Genomic DNA, 18,174 nt, shown 5'->3' with positions numbered 1-18,174 from the left:
CAACATCTGAACACCTCCTGTCCTTCGGGACTCAGGATGAGAAAGAATCATAATAATAGTATCCTTTCTCCGTGTCCACTAAATCGGGGGAACTTCACCCTCTATCTCTTCCGGTATTCCGGGAAAAATCAAATGTCGTAATTTCGCAAGTTGACCATAGAGGTATATTGTCTCAGGCGGTACGGGTCGTTCGGAAAATCCGGGTCGGGCCGGTCGGTTCTTGCAGTCAATACTACCTGGACAGCCCTGATATCATCGATTATCGTCGGGACATCGAAAATCAGGCTATTTTTCATGGTGTACTTGAATTGCAGATCGACAACATTCTCGGCGTAGATTTGTGGTGATTGTCCGGGCAGCTGCATCATCAGATTCGGATGAAGCGAATCACTGTTATCTATGTAGTATTTGATTCTTTGCAAAGCGATAATAATCGCCCCTTTGGGATAACATTTTGACAAGGGACTCTTATTATGCTGTATATGGGCCGCCGCGGTCTGCACCTCACTGATCTGGAAAAACTCGCCACCCCCTGAATCGGGGTGAAAGATATAGACCCATTGACCGTCGCGGAAGCAGGAAATATCATGGCCGTCGCACCTTAGTTCCGACGAGGGGAGAGGCATGGTCCATTCGACAGGGGCATCGCAGCCACCGTCGGCATAAGTGACTATAATAGTATCCGGGTTGGTATTATAGGCAATAATGCCGGGCAGGCCAAGAGGAAGTTCGAGGCCGGCCATACGAATCTGCCGTCCCAGTTCATCCATGGCGGCGCGGGCATTCTGCTGCATATCGGTGACCTGTTCCTGAATCGACCAGTTCTGGTGCTGAGTGATAAACACTTTGAAGATGACAGTCAGCACGACCGCCGAAAGAAACATTGCGATTAAAATTTCCAGCAGGGAGAATCCCAGCTCATTTCTCAATTTTTTGAAGGTTGTCTTCATAAAATTACTCACCCTTTTATTATTGCGTATTGCGGCCTTATAAGTAAAAAATTCATGTGCTCGTTACGTGAGAACACCACCATTTTACAATAGTCGTGTTCTCCCACTGCGGTGACGCCTCAAATGTCGAAGTTTCTCAGGTTAATCCTGGAAGTGTATTGTACCTGCCGGTAAGGGTCATTCGGAAAATCCGAATCAGGCAGACTGGTTTTGGCCATTAGAAAAATCTCCACCTCTCTGAGATCATCAATTATGACGGGGACGTCGACCGTCAAACCGTTTTTCATGGTGTACCGGAATTGCAGGTCGGCGACATTCTCGGCATAAATCTGGGGCGAACGGCCGGGAAGTTCCATCATCAAATTGGGATGCAAAGAGTCGGTGTTATCGATAAAGTACTTAATCCGTTGCAGTGAAATCACGATGGCGCCCCTGGCATATGCTTTGGATAATGGGCAAGTGTTGTGTTCGATCTGGGAGGAACCGGTTGCGACGTTGCTGATTTCGAAGAATTCACCGCCGCCGGAATCCGGATGAAAGATATAAGCCCATTGACCGTCGTAGAAGCAGGAAATATCATGGCCATTACAGTCGATTGCCGATGTTGCCTGGGGCATATCGGTTTCGGTCGGGGCATCGCATCCGCCGTCGGCATAGGTAATAATGATGGTGTCGGGATTTGTATTATATGCAATAATACCCTGTAATCCGAGGGGGAGCTCATGCCCGGCCATACGGATCTGCCGCCCCAGTTCATCCATCGCGGCGCGCGCATTCTGCTGCATGTCTGTCACTTGTTCCTGAATCGACCAGTTCTTGTGCTGGGTAATAAAGAGCCTGAATATGACAGTCAGCACGACTGCCGATAAAAACATCGCAATGAGGATTTCCAGCAATGAAAAGCCTTGAATATTCTTCAGATGTCTTTGGGCTTTTTTCATGGCGTTACCTAAGTGCTGTCGGTTCTTACATAGGCGGTAATATTGTTATGAAGCAAATCACCGCGATTATTCTGCCACGATGCCATAATATCGATTCTTCTCAGATGATCGGCGGTTTTGGTGACCTGCCATCGCCGTTCAATACCCTGCAGGGTATCGACGCCGTTCGATAATGACATTGTCGTCCGCAATTCCTCCAGTTTGTCCTGAAGGAGCTGGGTGGATGCGGTCGCTTTGTTCGACCAGTCGTTGGCTTCAAGGGCCACCATGGCCATATTCAGCAAAAGGAGCAGGGATAATGTCAAAATAATAATTGACACAAGAACTTCCATGATGGTGAAGCCCTTATCGGTATTGCGTGATATCATTATGAAATACTCCTTACGTGGTTTACAGAAACAGCATGAAAATAATCTGCCAACCATATATAATTTCGACATATCCGGACCATTTTTTAAGGGGCGATTTGAAATAGATTGTAACCTGAAGCCAGAGAATATGTTGTGGTCGGCGGAAAGGCCAGTTCTGTAAAAAATTTATTACGAAGGACATTTTACAGCGAGGTTACTTTCCCGTCAGCGGCCATTTTATGAAATAAATTATGGGAAATTTCCCATATATTTATAAGTTGCCCAATGGTCGGGTCCGGGGATTATTGGTTTGAAATAGTCATTGCCAAAAGGGGTTTATCTTTGTTTTCTTAGGGATGGTTCTTTATATGGAACTGTGGAGCATGGTGAAGCGTTACTATTGGCAAACAACAAGAACGAGAAACAAGGGAAATAAGCATGTTATTGGGCGCACATATGTCTATTGCGGGCGGTGTTTATAATGCCGTTTTGGACGGAGAGAAGGCCGGCTGTACTGTAATTCAGATATTTACCAAGCAATCAAACCAGTGGAAAGCCAAGACCTTGACGGATGATGAAATCGCCCGTTTTTTTGACGAACAAAAGAGAAGCGGCGTGAAAACGGCCTGCGCCCATACCAGCTATTTGATCAATCTCGGATCGCCCGATGAGGAGTTGTATCTAAAATCGATAGATGCTTTCAGAATTGAAATGGAGCGCTGCGAAGTCTTGAAAATTCCCCAACTGGTCATGCATCCCGGGTCACATGTCGGTTCCGGCGAGGAGGCCGGGTTGAAACGGATCGCCGATGCATTCAATCGCATTCTCGGTGAACTTCCAAACGGCAAGACATCGATATGTATCGAAACGACGGCGGGGCAAGGGACAAATCTCGGTTACAGGTTCGAGCAACTGGCGCGAATAATTGATATGGTCGAAGATAAGAACCGCGTTTCGGTTTGTCTGGACACCTGTCATATCTTTGCCGCCGGTTACAAGCTCCAGGATCCGAAGGATTACCGCGCCACGATGAAGGAATTTGATGATATCATAGGATTGAAGCGGCTTCAAATCATCCATTTCAATGATTCCAAGAAGCCATTCGGCTCGAAAAAGGACCGCCATGAGCACATCGGTGAAGGAGAGCTTGGGCTGGAACCATTCAGGAATATTGTGAATGACCGGCGTCTAAACAGGGTGCCGAAAATTCTGGAAACACCCAAGAGTGATGACTTGCACGAGGATATTGAGAATCTGAAAATACTTCGTTCGCTGGCGGACCAAACAGAGTTAAATTAGAGTGAGTTGTGCGGACGGACGTGCCGTGTTTAAACTTGCTTATTTCTCCAATGTAGGATAAAATGCAATTATGAAATTAGGTATTGTAGGACTGCCTCAATCGGGCAAAACGACGCTATTTAACGCCGCATCAGGGCAACAGGAAGCGGTTGGCGATTATTCACAGGCCTCGCATCGGGCGGTAATAAAAGTCCCCGACCGACGCCTTGCGGAACTGAGCGATATACATCAGCCCAAGAAGATAACATATGCCGAGATAGAGTTTCTGGATGCGCCCGGGTTCACCGGCAAGGGAAAGAAAGGCCGGGGTGACCTGGAAATTCTGCATGATTTAAGGCTGGTCGATGCGATCGTGATAGTAGTCGATAATTTCAGCCCCGGATCCCATCCTGAGCAGGACTTGCAGGCGCTCAATGATGAAATGGTCTTATCGGACCTTATGATAATTGAACACAATATCGAAAAACTGGCGCGGACCATCAAATTGACCGGCCACCAGGAGCGGGCCCGTGAACTTGAGGTTCTTCAGCGCTGCCATGAAGCGCTGAATAACGACAAATTGCTCATTGAGATCGGCCTGAGTGAAGAGGATAAGAAGGAAGTCCGGGGATACTCGTTTTTGACACTTAAACCTCAATTGATTACGTTTAATATTGCGGAGGAAATGCTTCCCGATTATGCGGCTCTATACGCGGGGTATGAGAAGTTTTGCCGCGAGGGGATGCGCGATATTTCGGTGATATGCGGCAAAATCGAAATGGAACTGGCGGTCTTATCGGATGAAGATCGGCAGGCCTTTTTAAAAGAGTTGAATATTGAAAAGCCCGTGGTCGATAAGTTCATCCGAAAATCCTTTAAACTTCTTGGTTTGATTACGTTTTTTACGGTGGGACCGCCGGAGTGCCGGGCCTGGACGCTCCGGAAGGGAAGTCCCGCCCCGAAAGCGGCGGGGACGGTTCATACCGATTTCGAGAGAGGATTTATTCGTGCGGAAGTGGCCACATATGACGATTATATGATATATAAGACGCTTCCGGCTCTCAAGGCCGCCGCGAAGCTTCATGTCGAAGGGAAGGATTACGTGGTGCAGGACGGCGATGTTATTCTTTTCCGGTTTAATATATAGAATAACGGTCGGGAGCCGAAATACATCCATACAGGGAGTAAAAAGATGAAAAAAAGCATTGATAAAATAGACTCCGGCAAATCGTCCAAGATCCAGATACTGCCTATCCTGCCGGTGCGCGGCATGGTTGTCTTTCCGCATCTGGTCGTGCCTTTGATTGCCAACGAGCAGAAACAGGCGCGGTTAATCGATGAAGCACTGATGCAGGGCAGTGTGGTCGGGGTCTTCCTTCAATCCGATAAAGCTACCGAGGATCCCGGCCCCGATGATATTCGCCGGGTGGGGACATCGGGCAATATTCTCAAGATGCTTCGTTTCCCGGATGGGACCATTCGCTTTCTGGTTCAGGGGCTGGCTCGCATCAGAATCAAGCGTTTCATCCAGACGCAGCCGTATTTAACGGCTGAAGTCGAGGAGATTCCGGATAAAACGGTGCATTCCCTCAAAGCCGAGGCCCTGCAGCGCAATCTGATCGAGCAGCTTAAGAAAATCGTCGATCTATCGCCGAACCTGTCGGAGGAACTTTATATTTCCGCCATCAACCAGGAGACACCATCAAAGCTGACCGACCTGATTGCTTCCAACCTGAGTATTGATATCAACGAAAAACAGCAGATCATCGAGGAGAGCGATGTTTACAAACGCCTGCAAAAGATGATGTCGATTGTGAACAAGGAAATGGAAGTTCTGGAGATTTCGAAAAAAATCCAGAGCGAGGCGCAGTCGGAACTGGGCAAGATGCAGCGTGACTTTATTCTCCGTGAACAGCTCAAGGCGATCAAGAAAGAACTGGGCGAAAAGGATGACCGGGCCGAACTGGACGAACTTGAAGAAAAAATAATACAGGCAAAAATGCCGAAAACGGTCGGAAGCGCCGCGAAGAAAGAACTGGAACGGCTTTCGCGAATGAATCCGGCCTCCGCGGAGTACACCGTTTCACGAACATACCTCGACTGGTTGATAATGCTGCCATGGTCCGTGTCGACGACCGATGTCCTGAATCTCCGTAAGGCCAAAAAGATTCTTGACGACGACCATTATGATCTTACCAAGGTTAAGGATCGCATTCTGGAATACCTGGCGGTGCGCAAGCTGAAAAGCGACGTTAAAGGGCCGATTCTTTGTTTTGTCGGACCGCCCGGGGTCGGCAAAACTTCACTGGGGCGCTCGATAGCGCGGGCGATGGGGCGCAGTTTTGAGCGGATATCGCTTGGCGGGATGCGGGATGAAGCCGAGATACGCGGACACCGCCGAACCTATATCGGGGCGCTTCCGGGACGGATAGTGCAGAGCATCAAGCGGGCCGGCTCCAATAATCCGATCATTATGCTCGATGAGGTCGACAAAATAGGCAGTGATTTCCGCGGTGATCCGTCGAGCGCCCTTCTGGAAGTGCTCGATCCGGAACAGAATGATTCTTTCTCGGATCATTATCTCGAAGTGCCGTTTGATTTGTCGAAAGTGATGTTTATCACAACGGCCAACCTGCTCGATCCGATTCCGCCGGTCCTTCGCGATCGGATGGAGATAATTCGGATTCCGGGTTACACTGATCTGGAAAAGCTGGAAATCGCCAAGAGGCATCTGATTCCCAAGCAGCTTGAAAACCACGGGATAACGGCCAGGGTTTTGAAAATCGATGATACCGGCATTTTGGAACTGATAAACGGCTATACACGCGAGTCGGGTTTACGCAACCTCGAACGTGAGATAGCTTCGGTATGCCGCAAAGTGGCCCGGAAGATTGCCGCCGGCTCGAAAAAGAAATTTATGGTTGCCGGCGGTGATATCCAGAAATATCTGGGGCCGCAGCGATTCTCGCGCGAAGTTGTCTCCAAAAAGGGGCGGATCGGCGTGGTGCCGGGGCTGGCCTGGACCTCGGTCGGCGGTGAGATTTTGTTTATTGAAGCAACCATGATGAAAGGCAAGAAGGATTTGATCCTGACCGGCCATCTTGGAGATATCATGAAAGAGTCGGCGATGGCGGCCCTGTCTTATGTGCGGTCGAATTGCGACGCCCTGGGCATCAAGTCAGACATTTGCGATCATCATGAGATACATATCCATGTACCTTCGGGCGCCACACCCAAGGATGGTCCCTCGGCCGGAATAACGATGGCCACGGCGCTGGCCTCGATTCTTTCCGGGCGGCCGGTCAAGCCGCAGCTGGCCATGACCGGAGAAATCACCCTGCGCGGTGAAGTGCTGCCGATCGGCGGCTTGAAGGAAAAGCTTCTGGCGGCTTATCGGGCCGGAGTAAAGACGGTGATTCTTCCGAAAGAAAATAAGAAGGATATAATTGAAGTGCCGGCGGAGATAAAGAAAGAGATAAAGTTCATATTTGTATCCGATGCCAGCGAGGTTCTAAGGCAGGCTTTGGATGATGCGCCTGGCGAGAAGAAAAAATCAGGCAGGAAGAAAAACTCATGAAACTTGTAACCGCCGAACAGATGCGCCTGATTGACAAAGAGGCAATCGAGATGAAAGGTATTCCCGGCCCGGAACTGATGGAAAATGCCGGACGCGGAATTGCCGAGAGAATCAGGGATTTGATCCTTCAAAATCTTCAGGGCAAGAAAATCGGCATCTTTTGCGGCAAGGGCAACAATGGGGGAGACGGTTTTGTCGTCGGGAGATATTTGCATCAGTCCGGCGCCAGTGTGACAATATTTTACCCGGCGCCTGTCGAGAAATTATCCGCCGATGCCGCTCTTAATTTCGGCCGGGCGCGCGAGATGGATATTAATATCAACGGCATAGGCTCGGCTGATCAATTGCCCGATTCCCTCGAGGCGGATTATATCATCGATGCCATTTTCGGGACCGGTTTCGAGGGCGTCCCCAGTGGATTATTGGCGGGAATGATTGAGTACATCAATACGCAGAGTGTTCCTGTTATTGCCATTGATTGCCCATCGGGGTTGAATGTCGATACCGGGCATCATGAGGGTGCGGTCATTGTAGCCGATTATACATTTACGCTGGCTCTGCCCAAAATCGGATTGTATCATTCACCCGGGCGGGAGTTGGCCGGTTATATCGAAGTAATACCGATCGGCATTCCCGACGAAGTCGTTGACTCATTCGGTATTAAGGAAAATCTGATCACCATTGATATGGCGGCGGATTTACTTCCGAAACGCCGACCGGATGGCCATAAGGGGGATTTCGGCAAGTTGTTCATATTGGCCGGATCGACCGGTCTGACCGGTGCAGCGGCCATGGCGGCCAATGCTTCGGCCCGATCCGGGGCGGGACTGGTGACCGTGGGGTGCCCGCAGTCACTGAATCATATTCTCGAAGTGAAGTTGACCGAGCCGATGACTTATCCTTTGCCCGATGTCGCCAAAAAAGGCGCGCTGGCCAAACGTGGTCTGGGCGAAATAAAAATGAAAATTGCCGAAAACGATGCCGTGATTATCGGGCCGGGAATCGGCCGGCATTTCGAGACAAGAGATTTGATCCAGCGTCTGGTGGCTTTGCTCGACAAACCGGCCATTATCGATGCCGACGGTCTGAATGCTTTCGAGAAGGACCGCGCCGCTCTGGAGGGAGAACATCCCGGACTGGTTTTGACGCCGCACCCGGGAGAATTTAAGCGATTGATCGATGAGAGTATCCCCGATGATCTGTATGAAAAATTCGATTTAATCAGGAAATACGCCCGCAAATATAAGGCGGTTATTGTATATAAAGGGTCGCCGACGGTGGTGGTCGATACTGACGGGCAAATGTATCTCAATCCGACCGGTAATGACGGCATGGCGACCGGCGGCACCGGCGATGTTCTCTCCGGGATAATCGGATCATTTCTGGCGCAGGGGATGAAGCCGATTGATGCGGCGATTTGCGGAATATATGTCCATGGTTTGTCCGGTGATCTGGCGGCGGCGGAGTATGGGAAAAGGTCGTTGATTGCCAGCGACTTGATCGAATTTCTGCCGGATGCCTTCAGAATATTGGAATCTTATTTATAATCAGGTTTTTTACTGTCGGGTCACATTTGCTTTTGATTCAATAATAATATCCAACTTAGTTCATCTTTATTTTAATTAATGCGTAGAACATTTGGCGGCCCGCTCTGAACAGGGTGGGTTGACGATATAAAAGGCCGGGGCCAGAATTGGCTCCGGCTTTTTATATGAAAATTGCTTAGAGGTATTTTTCCAGCCAGGCCCGGCGGAGGCGATCGATTTCCCGGTAGCTGCCGTCTTTGAGGGCAACATGGGTTCCACCCTCGATTCGAACAAACTGGTGCGGGATGCCATATTTCTCCAATTGTGCCACCAGGGCTTCCGATTGTTCGATAGGCACGATGTTGTCATCGGTGCCGTGCATGATTAGAATTGGGGTTTGTCCGGGCAGTTTTTCCGCGAAATAAACAGCCGAGATTTTTTGCAGCTCCCGGTTTTTCGCATCTTCGGTGAGATCGCTGTATCGCTTATTAACAAACTGTCCGAATTGTGGGCGGATTTTTATCAGCGAGGGAACATCGGTAATCCCGGCATGAACAATGGCACATTTGAACCGGTCGTATTCCAGGAGGGCGCGATAGGTGGTCATGCCGCCCCGGCTGGCGCCTTCAATAGCGATACGCGAGGTATCGCACTCATCGAGATTTTTGGCCACTTCGATCATATTGAGGGCATCATGCAGGTCGTCGCCGCCCCAGTCCTCGACACCGTCCGAGCCGACATTGCCGCGGTACTGGGTGGCCAGAACGACATAACCCCAGGCGGCGGTGGATGCCAGGATCAGGTGGGCGCGGATATCGTCGAGCGCGCCGTGCTCCTCGGTGCCGCCGCGGTTCCAGATCAAAACCGGATAGATGCCTTTATCCTTCGGGCGGGCGGTATAGCCGTTAATATTGAGGCCGTCGGAGAGATAGGAGATTCTTTCGACGATAGTCGACTCGATGACATCGGCGCTGTAGTACTGCCTGACGGTCGCCAGCCCTGTCGGAGTGCAGGCGACCGTTTCGCGTTTTCTTATGATGCCGTCGATATTGAGCATGCTTTTACTTAAAAGGCGAGGCCGAAGCTCAATCCTATATGGAATTGAAGCGTGGTAATTTCGTGGGGGATATCCTCGATAACGTTTCCGGTGTCGTCTTCTTCCGAGATCGGGTCATCGCCGTACCACTCCTGAGTCTGGCCAGTTGATATTTTGGTTGTAAAAAACTCGGCATAAATACTGAAGAATGGTTTATATGATTGATTCGCATCAATAGAGCTGTACTGGAAATTCAGCTTCGAGTAAAAACCATTTCCGGTGCCATGCGCTTCCGAATACTTGTTTCTTAAAATATGATAATCATAATCATCGGCAAAGGTTAACATATAGGCGGCCATCAGGTTCAATGAAGATGTCTCGCCAATGCCGAGGTCATAATAGAAACCGGCCATCGGTGATAAATATGATACCTTGTAGCTGAGTGCTCTTACATCTCCATAAATATCTATGTAATCATAAGTTGTATCATCTATGAAATAAATTTGTCGGCCTTTGAACCCTTTTATATCATAATCAAGCATTTGAGATCGAAAGCCAGCTAGGATGTAAGTGTGAGCATTATTCATTGAGTATATTCTTCGCATAATCTCAAAATCGATTGTTATATATGAGAATTTTGCATCGGACTCAGTATAGCTAATTTGCAAATCACCATAACCGACTATAGTGTACCAATCAGTATCTTTCATTTTACCCTGAGGGTTACTTGTATTGGTAGCTGCGGCTAATGAAAATATCCAATTTCTCTTCTTATCTTTGATTAAGAAACAGCTCATTCTCGCGCCCAATAGAGTAGCGGAAATTGGAAATTCTAGTTTGCTTTGAGCATATATTGCAGTACCATTATTATAACCTGCAAGCGTATTCAAATTATAATTACAGTGACCAAAACTTTGGCTGATTGTGGGGCCCAAAAGAAAACTTGCCTTATATTCGGCTGAAGATGTTTGAAAGGCAAACACCATTACAATTATTGCAATACAAATTTTGATTCGCATACAACATTCCTTTTGATATCGGGTTTAGACGACATGGATGAATATAAAGAAAGGTTCGGAATTTGTAAATACGGCAGGCTGGATTAATTTGATTACCGGGATAATTCCTTCGCAAAAAAAACACCACCCCGGTTTTGGGGCGGTGTTTTCATATTACTGCGGTAATAGGAGGCCTATTTTGTCTCCAATGAAATTTCGGTAACCGGGCCGAAGGTCTCGATAGGTGTATCGAAGATATCCCTGTTTCCGACAAAGACGATCACATCTTTACTGAGGTCGAGATATTTTCCGGCGACCCGGTTGCAATCTTCAAGTGTTATCGCCTTGTAATCCTGAATATCCTTCTCCATCTGATCGAGCGGAAAACCGAAATATTCAAGATTGGCCTTGGCCGTCACAATTTTGGCCGGAGTGTCATAGTTGAAAACATAGCTGTTAATTATGGCATCCCGGGCCAGTTCCATTTCATCTTTAGTGATGCCATTTTGCCGCACATCGTTAATAATATCGATCATCATCCGGGTTGCCTGCCCCATGGCATCGGAACGGGTAAGGCAATAACCAAAAAAGGTTCCCATGAGAGGTCTTTGATAATCGAAGCAGCCGACTCCATAGGCCAGTCCGGCGGTGGTCCTGACCTGCTTGGCGAGGCGCGACGAAAAGCCGCCGCTTCCAAGACAGAAATTCATGATTTCCATGGCATGACGGTCGGGATTTTTGGTATCCATGCTCTGGTGGCCGAAGCGAATATTGGCCTGATTGATATCCTTGTAGGCATAATATACACCCGGCTGATACTGCATAGTCGCCTGCGGCGGAGGCACCGGGATCGTTCCCGTTTTCTGCCAGCGAGACAGATATTTATTTATCAATGCTTTCAGTTCATCCGAAGTCATGTCTCCCGAAAAGGCAAGAAAGCAGTTGTCGGGTGAATAATATTTATCATGAAGGGCGATAATATCATCACGGTTTATTTTGCCGACCGATTCCAGCGTTGCATAATTTCCGTACGGATGACCTTTGTAAATGGTTTCATAGAAAATGCGGCGCGCAACCGATCCGGGGTCGTCATTTTGCCGGAGAATACGGTCCTTTTTGTTGGAAATTTCCATCGTAATCTTGGCCGTATCAAAACGGGGATCAATCAGCATATCGGCAAATATCTGAAAAACAGGGTCAATGTCTTTTTTCAGACATTGCAGGCTCATTGACAGGGCGTCAGCCGATGATGAGCTGGATATACGCGCCCCGACGAAATCGAGGTCGGCATCGACCTGACCGGGGGTCCGGTTTCCGGCCCCGCCGGAGCGGATAAGGGTCGCGGTAATTTCTGATAAGCCGACTTTGTCGGCCGGGTCATAGACATCTCCGCCGCGGATAATAGCCTGACCAACGACGGCCGGCAACTGGTGATCTTCAAGGAAGAAAACTACAATGCCATTATCGGCAACCCATCGATCCGGTTCGGGAGAGTCGAACTGAATTGCCGGGAAAACCATATCGCGCGGATTTTCCGCAAGGACCGGCAACGTCAGAAGCAATACGACGGCGCTGACTATAATATTTCGTTTCATTGGTCGCCTCCTTTCTTGGTCGGAACAAGCGTGGCAACAGTGCGATTTTCCTTCGTGAAATATTTTGCAGCGACCGCCATGATATCTTCAGGCGTGACGGCTTTAAGGCGCTCTCTCATTTTCGACAGATAATGCCAGTCATGAGCCAGATTTTGAGCCTGGGCGAGAAACATGGCCAATCCCATGTTGGTATAGGCGCTCCAGACAAAATCGGCATCAATGTTGTTTTTAACTTTGGCCAGTTCACTGGTGTCAACCGGCACCGTGGCCAATTTTTGGAGTTCGGCATAGACGGCGTTTTCGACGGTATCTGTGGAAACACCTTCTTTAGGGTAGGCATCAATATAGATTATATTGGGGTGCAGATCGCCCAGGTAGTTTCCGGGGAAGGTGTAAATGCCGACATCGACACAGAGCTGCTGGTCGAGTACGAGGGATTTGTAGAGTCGTGAGGTGCGGCCCTCACCAAGCAGTCTCTGGATAACGCTGAAGGTCGGTTCTTCCGGATCATCAAAAGCGGTTTTGTGATAAGCAATCGACACCGCCGGGTTGGCATCGAATTCGACCTCGAGCCTGCGTTCGCCCGGCTGCGGCGGTTCGACGGTGTAAATCGGTTCGGGGTCGCGGCCGCGGGGCATCGGTCCGAAATACTCCTCGGCAAACTTTTTGACTTCATCCAGGTTGACATCGCCCACTATTGCAACCGTAATGCGCTGGGGAATATAATAAGTATCGAAAAACTGCTGCAAATCGGTCCGGGTGAGTTCATGAACCTCCGACTGCCATTCCCAGAATATCTGATATGGATGCGCAATGAAGGCGGTTCCGATCAATTGCTCGAAAAGCTTGGCATCAGGTGAGTTTTCGACCGATTGCCGGCGCTCCTCGCTGACAACATCGCGCTCCGGGAAAAACTCGCGAAAGGCGGGATGAAGAAGCCGCCCTGCTTCCATATTGAACCAGAGTTCCAGCCGGTTGGCGGGGAGCGAGAGATAGTAGTAAGTAAAATCATATCCGGTGGTGGCGTTGGATTGGGCGGAGCCGTTGCGGCTGTAGATTTCGTCATATTCATTCTGGATGACGTACTGGGAGCTGGCCTGGGCAAGGGAATCAAGAATAATCCTGAGATCTTCGATATACTTGAGATGCTGCTCAAGTTTTTCGGGTTCATTCAGCCGGATGTACCGGGTTAGTTTCATGGCATCGTCGATCGCGGCCCATACAGAATCTTCCTTGGCCATGAGATCTTTTTCCGCCGGGTAGTCGGTGGTCCCGACTTCCTGCGAACCCTTGAACATCATATGCTCAAGAAGATGGGCGGAACCGATATTGCCGATTTTCTCATAGGCCGACCCGACCCCGACACAGATATAGCCTGAAAAAACGGGGGCGGTGTGCCGTTCTACGACGAGAAAAGTCATACCATTGTCGAGCTTGAATTCCTGCACCGGAAACTGCAGGCCGTCATCGGCCGCCAAAAGAGCCGCCGGAAGGATTAACAACAGTATGGCGCATAGCCTCAATGTCAGCTTCATATTACTCCTTTTGTTTTTCATTCAATGCCGGAATTATATCAAAGAGCTGATTTAATCCGGTGATTTTGTAATCAGCGTCAAGCTTGAAATTATTTTCGCGGTTTATAAGAACCGATGTGACACTCATCTTCTGCGCGGTTTTTATATCCACGATGGTATCACCGACAAAGAGGACGCCGGATCGTGGTTCGTCGCAATATTCCCGTGCTTTGGCGACGACTTTTTCCGACGGCTTGTAGGCCCGCGTGATGCTCGATATAATGGTATGATCGAAATAGTCCCAGATGCCGAAATTCTTAAGCTGTGTCACCAGGACATCATCATCGGCGTCACTGATCAAAATGATTTTAATACCGTCCGCCTTAAGTCTCTTGAGAGTTTCCACCGTGTCATCATACATATAGCCCTGCTCCAGATAAGCGGTGCGATAAAGCCCGACAACCTCGCTGCCGACATCGGGCAGTCCAAACCGGGCGGCTGTTTGTTGGGCGGTCAGGGCCAGGATTTCCTTGATAGTATAAAAGCGCGGCGGATTCTCATCGAGATATATGGCCATGAAATCATCTTTAAGGGATTGGAAAACTTCCGATTCCCGAGAAGCATCCAGTCTTCGGGCAAGCATATGCAGGCCCGATGTTCCAGTCACCAGGGTGCCGCCGATATCGAAGAATATGGTATGTATCATTTTCAGTTATTATATCTCTTCAAATAATTTTTCGATTTTTTCCTTTAACAAATCTCTGACGCGGGCAAAACCCTTCAATTGCAGTTCGGGACTGTCGTAATAACGGTCAGGATTGGGAATATCCCAGTGAATATGTTTGGTTCGGGGAGGAAGCACGGGAAAGGCAATCATGACCGAATTGCACAGGGTGACAACATAATCGGCCCAGTCGAGCAAATCACGGCTGAGATGATCGGAGGTGTGGGCCGAAATATCGATGCCTATTTCATTCATTGATTTTGCGGCGGCGGAGTGGACGCCGATGGGTGTAATCCCGGCCGATTTGATTTCACAGTCGCCGTTGCCGAGATGTCGGGCCAGCCCTTCAGCCATCTGCGACCGGACGGAATTACCGCTGCAAACAAAAAGGATATTGGTCATATCATTATATCTTTTATGAAATTCTTACGACAGGATTTATATAAAGATGCATCCGATTTGCAATAATTCAAACCAAGTTTATTCCATTCGGCCGTGGCATTTTTTGTATTTTTTCCCGGAGCCGCAGGGGCAGGGGTCATTGGGGCCCACTTTTTCCACTTCCCGGCGGATCGGTTTGGCTTTGCCGCGTTTCGAGGCGTCCGCCATCGGATTGGCTTCCTCGGCCTGTGTCGCCGAGCCGAAGCCCATACCGACCGTCTCCTGATGGATGGCGGTGACTTCCTTCTGTGCTTCGCGGCGGCGCTCCTCGCGGGATTTTTCCGGCATCCGTACCTGCAGCTTGAAAACCATTCCGACAATATCCTTGTCGACCGTCTGGATCATTTCGGCGAAAATCCGGTACGCTTCGCGCTTGTACTCGACCAGCGGATCGCGCTGACCATAGGCCCTCAGCCCGATACCGGTCTTAAGCTGATCCATCTCGTACATATTGTCGCGCCAATGCCGGTCGATGGTAGTAAGAACGGCATAGCGCTCGAGCCGGCGCATGATATCCTCGCCGTACAATCTTTCTTTTTGTTCATAGAAAGTAAGAACCGCCTTATGTACCTGGTCAAAAAGCTTTTCGCGGGTCAGGTTCGGAATGTCTTCCTGACGAAATTCCAGGTTAAGAAGGTAAACACGCAAAAGCTCGGCTTTGAATTCGATCAGGTTCCAGTTTTCCGGATATTCCTTGGGCGGGCAATAATTGTCGATAATCGTCTGCAGGACCGATTCGATCAGTTCCATGATCTCTTCTTTAATCGATTCGCGCTCCAAGGCGGCCAGTCGGCGGTCATAGATAACCTCGCGCTGCGAGTTCATGACATCGTCATATTCAAGAGTATGCTTACGTATAGCGAAATTCTGCATTTCGACCCGTTTCTGGGCGCGTTCGATGGCTTTGTTGACCATTGGGTGGGCGATAACCTCGCCTTCCTGCACGCCCAGTCGATCCATAATCCGGCCCAGCCGGTCGGAGCCGAACAGGCGCATAAGATCATCTTCAAGAGACAGAAAGAAGCTGGAAGAACCGGGGTCGCCCTGGCGGCCGGAACGTCCTCGCAACTGGCGGTCGATACGCCGCGATTCATGACGCTCGGTGCCGATAATATGCAGTCCGCAGGGGACGTTTTCGCGGCATTTAAGCTCATCAATAAAGGGGCAGATTTCCTCATCGGTTCGGGGGTCTTTCAGGGCGCAATTCTCGTGTTTTACCACGCCGGGGCCGAGCTTGATATCGGTTCCGCGGCCGGCCATATTGGTGGCAATGGTCACCGACCCTTTATGTCCCGCCTTGGAGACAATTTCCGCTTCCATCTGATGGAACTTGGCATTGAGAACATTATGCGGAATTTTTGTACGTTTCAACATGCGCGAAAGGGTTTCAGATACTTCGACGGAAACCGTTCCCACAAGAACCGGGCGGCCGGCATTAAAGCAATCGATGATTTCGTTGACAATGGCATTATATTTTTCGCGTCGGGTCCGGTATATGACATCATTGGAGTCGATCCTTCGGACCGGCTCATTGGTCGGAATACAAACGACATCGAGTTTATAAATATCAAATAATTCCTGGGCCTCGGTTTCGGCGGTTCCGGTCATACCGGCCAGCTTGTCATACATACGGAAATAGTTCTGAAGCGTAATTGTGGCAAGGGTTTGGGATTCGCTTTCTATACGCACTTTTTCCTTGGCCTCGATAGCTTGATGCAGGCCGTCGGAATAACGCCGCCCGGGCAGGATACGGCCGGTGAACTCATCGACAATCATGACCCGGTCATCCTGAACGACATATTCGACATCCTTTTCGAAAAGTGAGTAGGCTTTCAGAAGCTGGCCAATTGTGTGCACTTTTTCGGAACGCTCAGAATGCAGGCGGTAGAGCTCATCAATTTTTGCGGTCTTTTCTTCCGGTGTCATCGAGTCATCGCCCTCAAGCTGCGACAACGCTTCAGTGATATCAGGGATTGTAAAAAGTTCCTGTTCTTCGCGCGAGAATTGGCTGCGGCCGTTATCGGTCAGGTTAATCGAGTTTTCTTTTTCATCTATAACATAATAAAGAGTCTCGTCCATTTCGTGTAATTTCTTGTCGCGCATGTAAGTAGATTCAACTTGATTGATAATATTGAGAATACCCGGTTCCTGAACCAGTTTCAGATATTTTTTATTTTTGGGAGCGCCTTTGCGGGCCGCCAGAAGCAGTTGCCCGGCCTCGAACTGGCCGTCGGAATTTTCCGCTTGCAATAGTCTTTCGGCTTTCGATATTTTTTCATTAACGAGATTGGTCTGTTTGCGAACGAGAGTTTCGACAATCGGATTCATCTCGGAATATCTTTTATGGATGAGGCTTTCCACCTGACCGGAAATAATAAGAGGCGTCCTGGCTTCGTCGATCAATACCGAGTCGACTTCGTCGACGATGGCATAATTGTAACCGCGCTGGACGCGGTCCTCGACGGTCTGGGCCATATTATCGCGGAGATAATCGAAGCCGAATTCATTATTGGTTCCGTAGGTGATATCCTTATTATATTCAATTCTGCGTTCCGCATTGGTCATATCATTCTGGATGCATCCGACCGTTAATCCGAGGAATTCATAAATTCTACCCATCCACTGGCTATCGCGTTTGGCCAGATAGTCGTTGACGGTAACGAGGTGTACTCCTTTGCCGCTCAACGCGTTAAGATATATCGGAAGGGTCGCCACCAGGGTTTTGCCTTCACCGGTGGCCATCTCGGCGATTTTCCCCTGATGTAAAACCGCGCCGCCAATAAGTTGAACGTCGTAAGGAACCATATTCCATTCCATCTCCATCCCGGCCACGTCCCACTTGGTTCCACACAGCCGGCGGCAGGCATCCTTAACTACGGCAAAAGCTTCGGGCAGAATATCTTCGAGGGTTTCACCTTCCTCCAGACGTTTTTTGAATTCATCGGTTTTGGCGGTCAGTTGCTCTTCAGTCAGGGATTGATACTGCTGATAAAATTCATTTATTTCTTCGACAAGCGGGCGTATTTTTTTTATATCCCGGTCATGTTTGGTTCCGAATATTTTAGTAATTATATTTGCCATTTTTTATCCTACGTTTCATGAGTAATAAATCAATATATAACTTTTGATATTCATCTTCAATAACATTTATATTTAACAAAAATCAGCATATTTCTGTTGATTTTTTTTTGAAGGTAGTGTATTTTTAAATCACAGGAAGATGTATTTCTTTATGTCTACAAAT

At 48.9% G+C, this 18,174-nt stretch carries 14 protein-coding genes; 4 read left to right on the top strand and 10 right to left on the bottom strand.

All coding sequences use genetic code 11. From position 1 onward, the window contains the following. Positions 1-128: 128 nt before the first annotated feature. The 3 genes from CVT49_08630 to CVT49_08620 all read right to left on the bottom strand — a co-directional run bounded on the left by CVT49_08630 (position 129) and on the right by CVT49_08620 (position 2,259). A complete protein-coding gene (locus tag CVT49_08630) occupies positions 129-950 on the bottom strand; it encodes a hypothetical protein (GenBank protein ID PKK83476.1) in 822 nt (273 codons plus the stop codon). 119 nt (positions 951-1,069) lie between these two features. Further along, positions 1,070-1,891, bottom strand: a complete 822-nt coding sequence (locus CVT49_08625; protein ID PKK83475.1) for a hypothetical protein — start codon at positions 1,889-1,891, stop codon at positions 1,070-1,072. Between the two features lie 8 nt (positions 1,892-1,899). Continuing rightward, positions 1,900-2,259, bottom strand: a complete 360-nt coding sequence (locus tag CVT49_08620) for a hypothetical protein (protein ID PKK83474.1) — start codon at positions 2,257-2,259, stop codon at positions 1,900-1,902. A 420-nt stretch (positions 2,260-2,679) separates the two neighbouring features. Between CVT49_08620 and CVT49_08615 the strand changes: the two genes are divergently transcribed. The 4 genes from CVT49_08615 (at position 2,680) to CVT49_08600 (ending at position 8,643) form a co-directional block, all read left to right on the top strand. Then, positions 2,680-3,540 (top strand): deoxyribonuclease IV, encoded by an 861-nt coding sequence (locus tag CVT49_08615; protein PKK83473.1) that lies wholly within the window; start codon positions 2,680-2,682, stop codon positions 3,538-3,540. Between the two features lie 70 nt (positions 3,541-3,610). Next, on the top strand, positions 3,611-4,666 hold the full coding sequence (locus CVT49_08610) for a redox-regulated ATPase YchF (protein ID PKK83472.1): 1,056 nt from the start codon (positions 3,611-3,613) through the stop codon (positions 4,664-4,666). Between the two features lie 45 nt (positions 4,667-4,711). Further along, complete coding sequence (gene lon, locus CVT49_08605) at positions 4,712-7,096, top strand: endopeptidase La (GenBank protein ID PKK83471.1); 2,385 nt, start codon at positions 4,712-4,714, stop codon at positions 7,094-7,096. Next, positions 7,093-8,643, top strand: coding sequence for a bifunctional ADP-dependent NAD(P)H-hydrate dehydratase/NAD(P)H-hydrate epimerase (locus CVT49_08600; protein ID PKK83470.1), 1,551 nt, complete (start codon positions 7,093-7,095; stop codon positions 8,641-8,643). Before lon ends, CVT49_08600 begins: the two co-directional genes overlap by 4 nt. A gap of 175 nt (positions 8,644-8,818) precedes the next feature. On the opposite strand, the gene CVT49_08595 is transcribed toward CVT49_08600, so the two are convergent. The 7 genes from CVT49_08595 to CVT49_08565 all read right to left on the bottom strand — a co-directional run bounded on the left by CVT49_08595 (position 8,819) and on the right by CVT49_08565 (position 18,011). Continuing rightward, a complete protein-coding gene (locus tag CVT49_08595; GenBank protein PKK83469.1) occupies positions 8,819-9,679 on the bottom strand; it encodes a hypothetical protein in 861 nt (286 codons plus the stop codon). Between the two features lie 8 nt (positions 9,680-9,687). After that, positions 9,688-10,368, bottom strand: a complete 681-nt coding sequence (locus CVT49_08590) for a hypothetical protein (GenBank protein PKK83468.1) — start codon at positions 10,366-10,368, stop codon at positions 9,688-9,690. 482 nt (positions 10,369-10,850) lie between these two features. Beyond that, positions 10,851-12,251, bottom strand: a complete 1,401-nt coding sequence (locus CVT49_08585; GenBank protein PKK83467.1) for an insulinase family protein — start codon at positions 12,249-12,251, stop codon at positions 10,851-10,853. Beyond that, entirely contained in the window at positions 12,248-13,807 is a 1,560-nt protein-coding gene (locus CVT49_08580; protein ID PKK83466.1) for an insulinase family protein, read from the bottom strand. The genes CVT49_08585 and CVT49_08580 overlap by 4 nt, the downstream gene beginning before the upstream one ends. Next, positions 13,788-14,471 (bottom strand): hypothetical protein, encoded by a 684-nt coding sequence (locus CVT49_08575; GenBank protein ID PKK83465.1) that lies wholly within the window; start codon positions 14,469-14,471, stop codon positions 13,788-13,790. The genes CVT49_08580 and CVT49_08575 overlap by 20 nt, the downstream gene beginning before the upstream one ends. A gap of 9 nt (positions 14,472-14,480) precedes the next feature. Then, a complete protein-coding gene (locus CVT49_08570; GenBank protein ID PKK83464.1) occupies positions 14,481-14,891 on the bottom strand; it encodes an arsenate reductase in 411 nt (136 codons plus the stop codon). Positions 14,892-14,969: 78 nt separating this feature from the next. Continuing rightward, positions 14,970-18,011: a preprotein translocase subunit SecA gene (locus tag CVT49_08565; GenBank protein ID PKK83463.1), complete on the bottom strand. Its 3,042-nt coding sequence runs from the start codon at positions 18,009-18,011 to the stop codon at positions 14,970-14,972. Positions 18,012-18,174 lie beyond the last annotated feature (163 nt).

It is taken from the genome of candidate division Zixibacteria bacterium HGW-Zixibacteria-1 (genome assembly GCA_002838945.1).
Lineage (GTDB): Bacteria > Zixibacteria > MSB-5A5 > GN15 > PGXB01 > PGXB01.
This window is presented reverse-complemented; position numbering and strand designations above follow the sequence as displayed.

Bases quoted from the DNA above. Each gene is read 5' to 3' on its own strand.
- CVT49_08630 (PKK83476.1), bottom strand. From the start codon at position 950: ATGAAGACAACCTTCAAAAAATTGAGAAATGAGCTGGGATTCTCCCTG.
- CVT49_08625 (PKK83475.1), bottom strand. From the start codon at position 1,891: ATGAAAAAAGCCCAAAGACATCTGAAGAATATTCAAGGCTTTTCATTG.
- CVT49_08620 (PKK83474.1), bottom strand. From the start codon at position 2,259: ATGATATCACGCAATACCGATAAGGGCTTCACCATCATGGAAGTTCTT.
- CVT49_08615 (PKK83473.1), top strand. From the start codon at position 2,680: ATGTTATTGGGCGCACATATGTCTATTGCGGGCGGTGTTTATAATGCC.
- CVT49_08610 (PKK83472.1), top strand. From the start codon at position 3,611: ATGAAATTAGGTATTGTAGGACTGCCTCAATCGGGCAAAACGACGCTA.
- lon (PKK83471.1), top strand. From the start codon at position 4,712: ATGAAAAAAAGCATTGATAAAATAGACTCCGGCAAATCGTCCAAGATC.
- CVT49_08600 (PKK83470.1), top strand. From the start codon at position 7,093: ATGAAACTTGTAACCGCCGAACAGATGCGCCTGATTGACAAAGAGGCA.
- CVT49_08595 (PKK83469.1), bottom strand. From the start codon at position 9,679: ATGCTCAATATCGACGGCATCATAAGAAAACGCGAAACGGTCGCCTGC.
- CVT49_08590 (PKK83468.1), bottom strand. From the start codon at position 10,368: ATGAAAGATACTGATTGGTACACTATAGTCGGTTATGGTGATTTGCAA.
- CVT49_08585 (PKK83467.1), bottom strand. From the start codon at position 12,251: ATGAAACGAAATATTATAGTCAGCGCCGTCGTATTGCTTCTGACGTTG.
- CVT49_08580 (PKK83466.1), bottom strand. From the start codon at position 13,807: ATGAAAAACAAAAGGAGTAATATGAAGCTGACATTGAGGCTATGCGCC.
- CVT49_08575 (PKK83465.1), bottom strand. From the start codon at position 14,471: ATGATACATACCATATTCTTCGATATCGGCGGCACCCTGGTGACTGGA.
- CVT49_08570 (PKK83464.1), bottom strand. From the start codon at position 14,891: ATGACCAATATCCTTTTTGTTTGCAGCGGTAATTCCGTCCGGTCGCAG.
- CVT49_08565 (PKK83463.1), bottom strand. From the start codon at position 18,011: ATGGCAAATATAATTACTAAAATATTCGGAACCAAACATGACCGGGAT.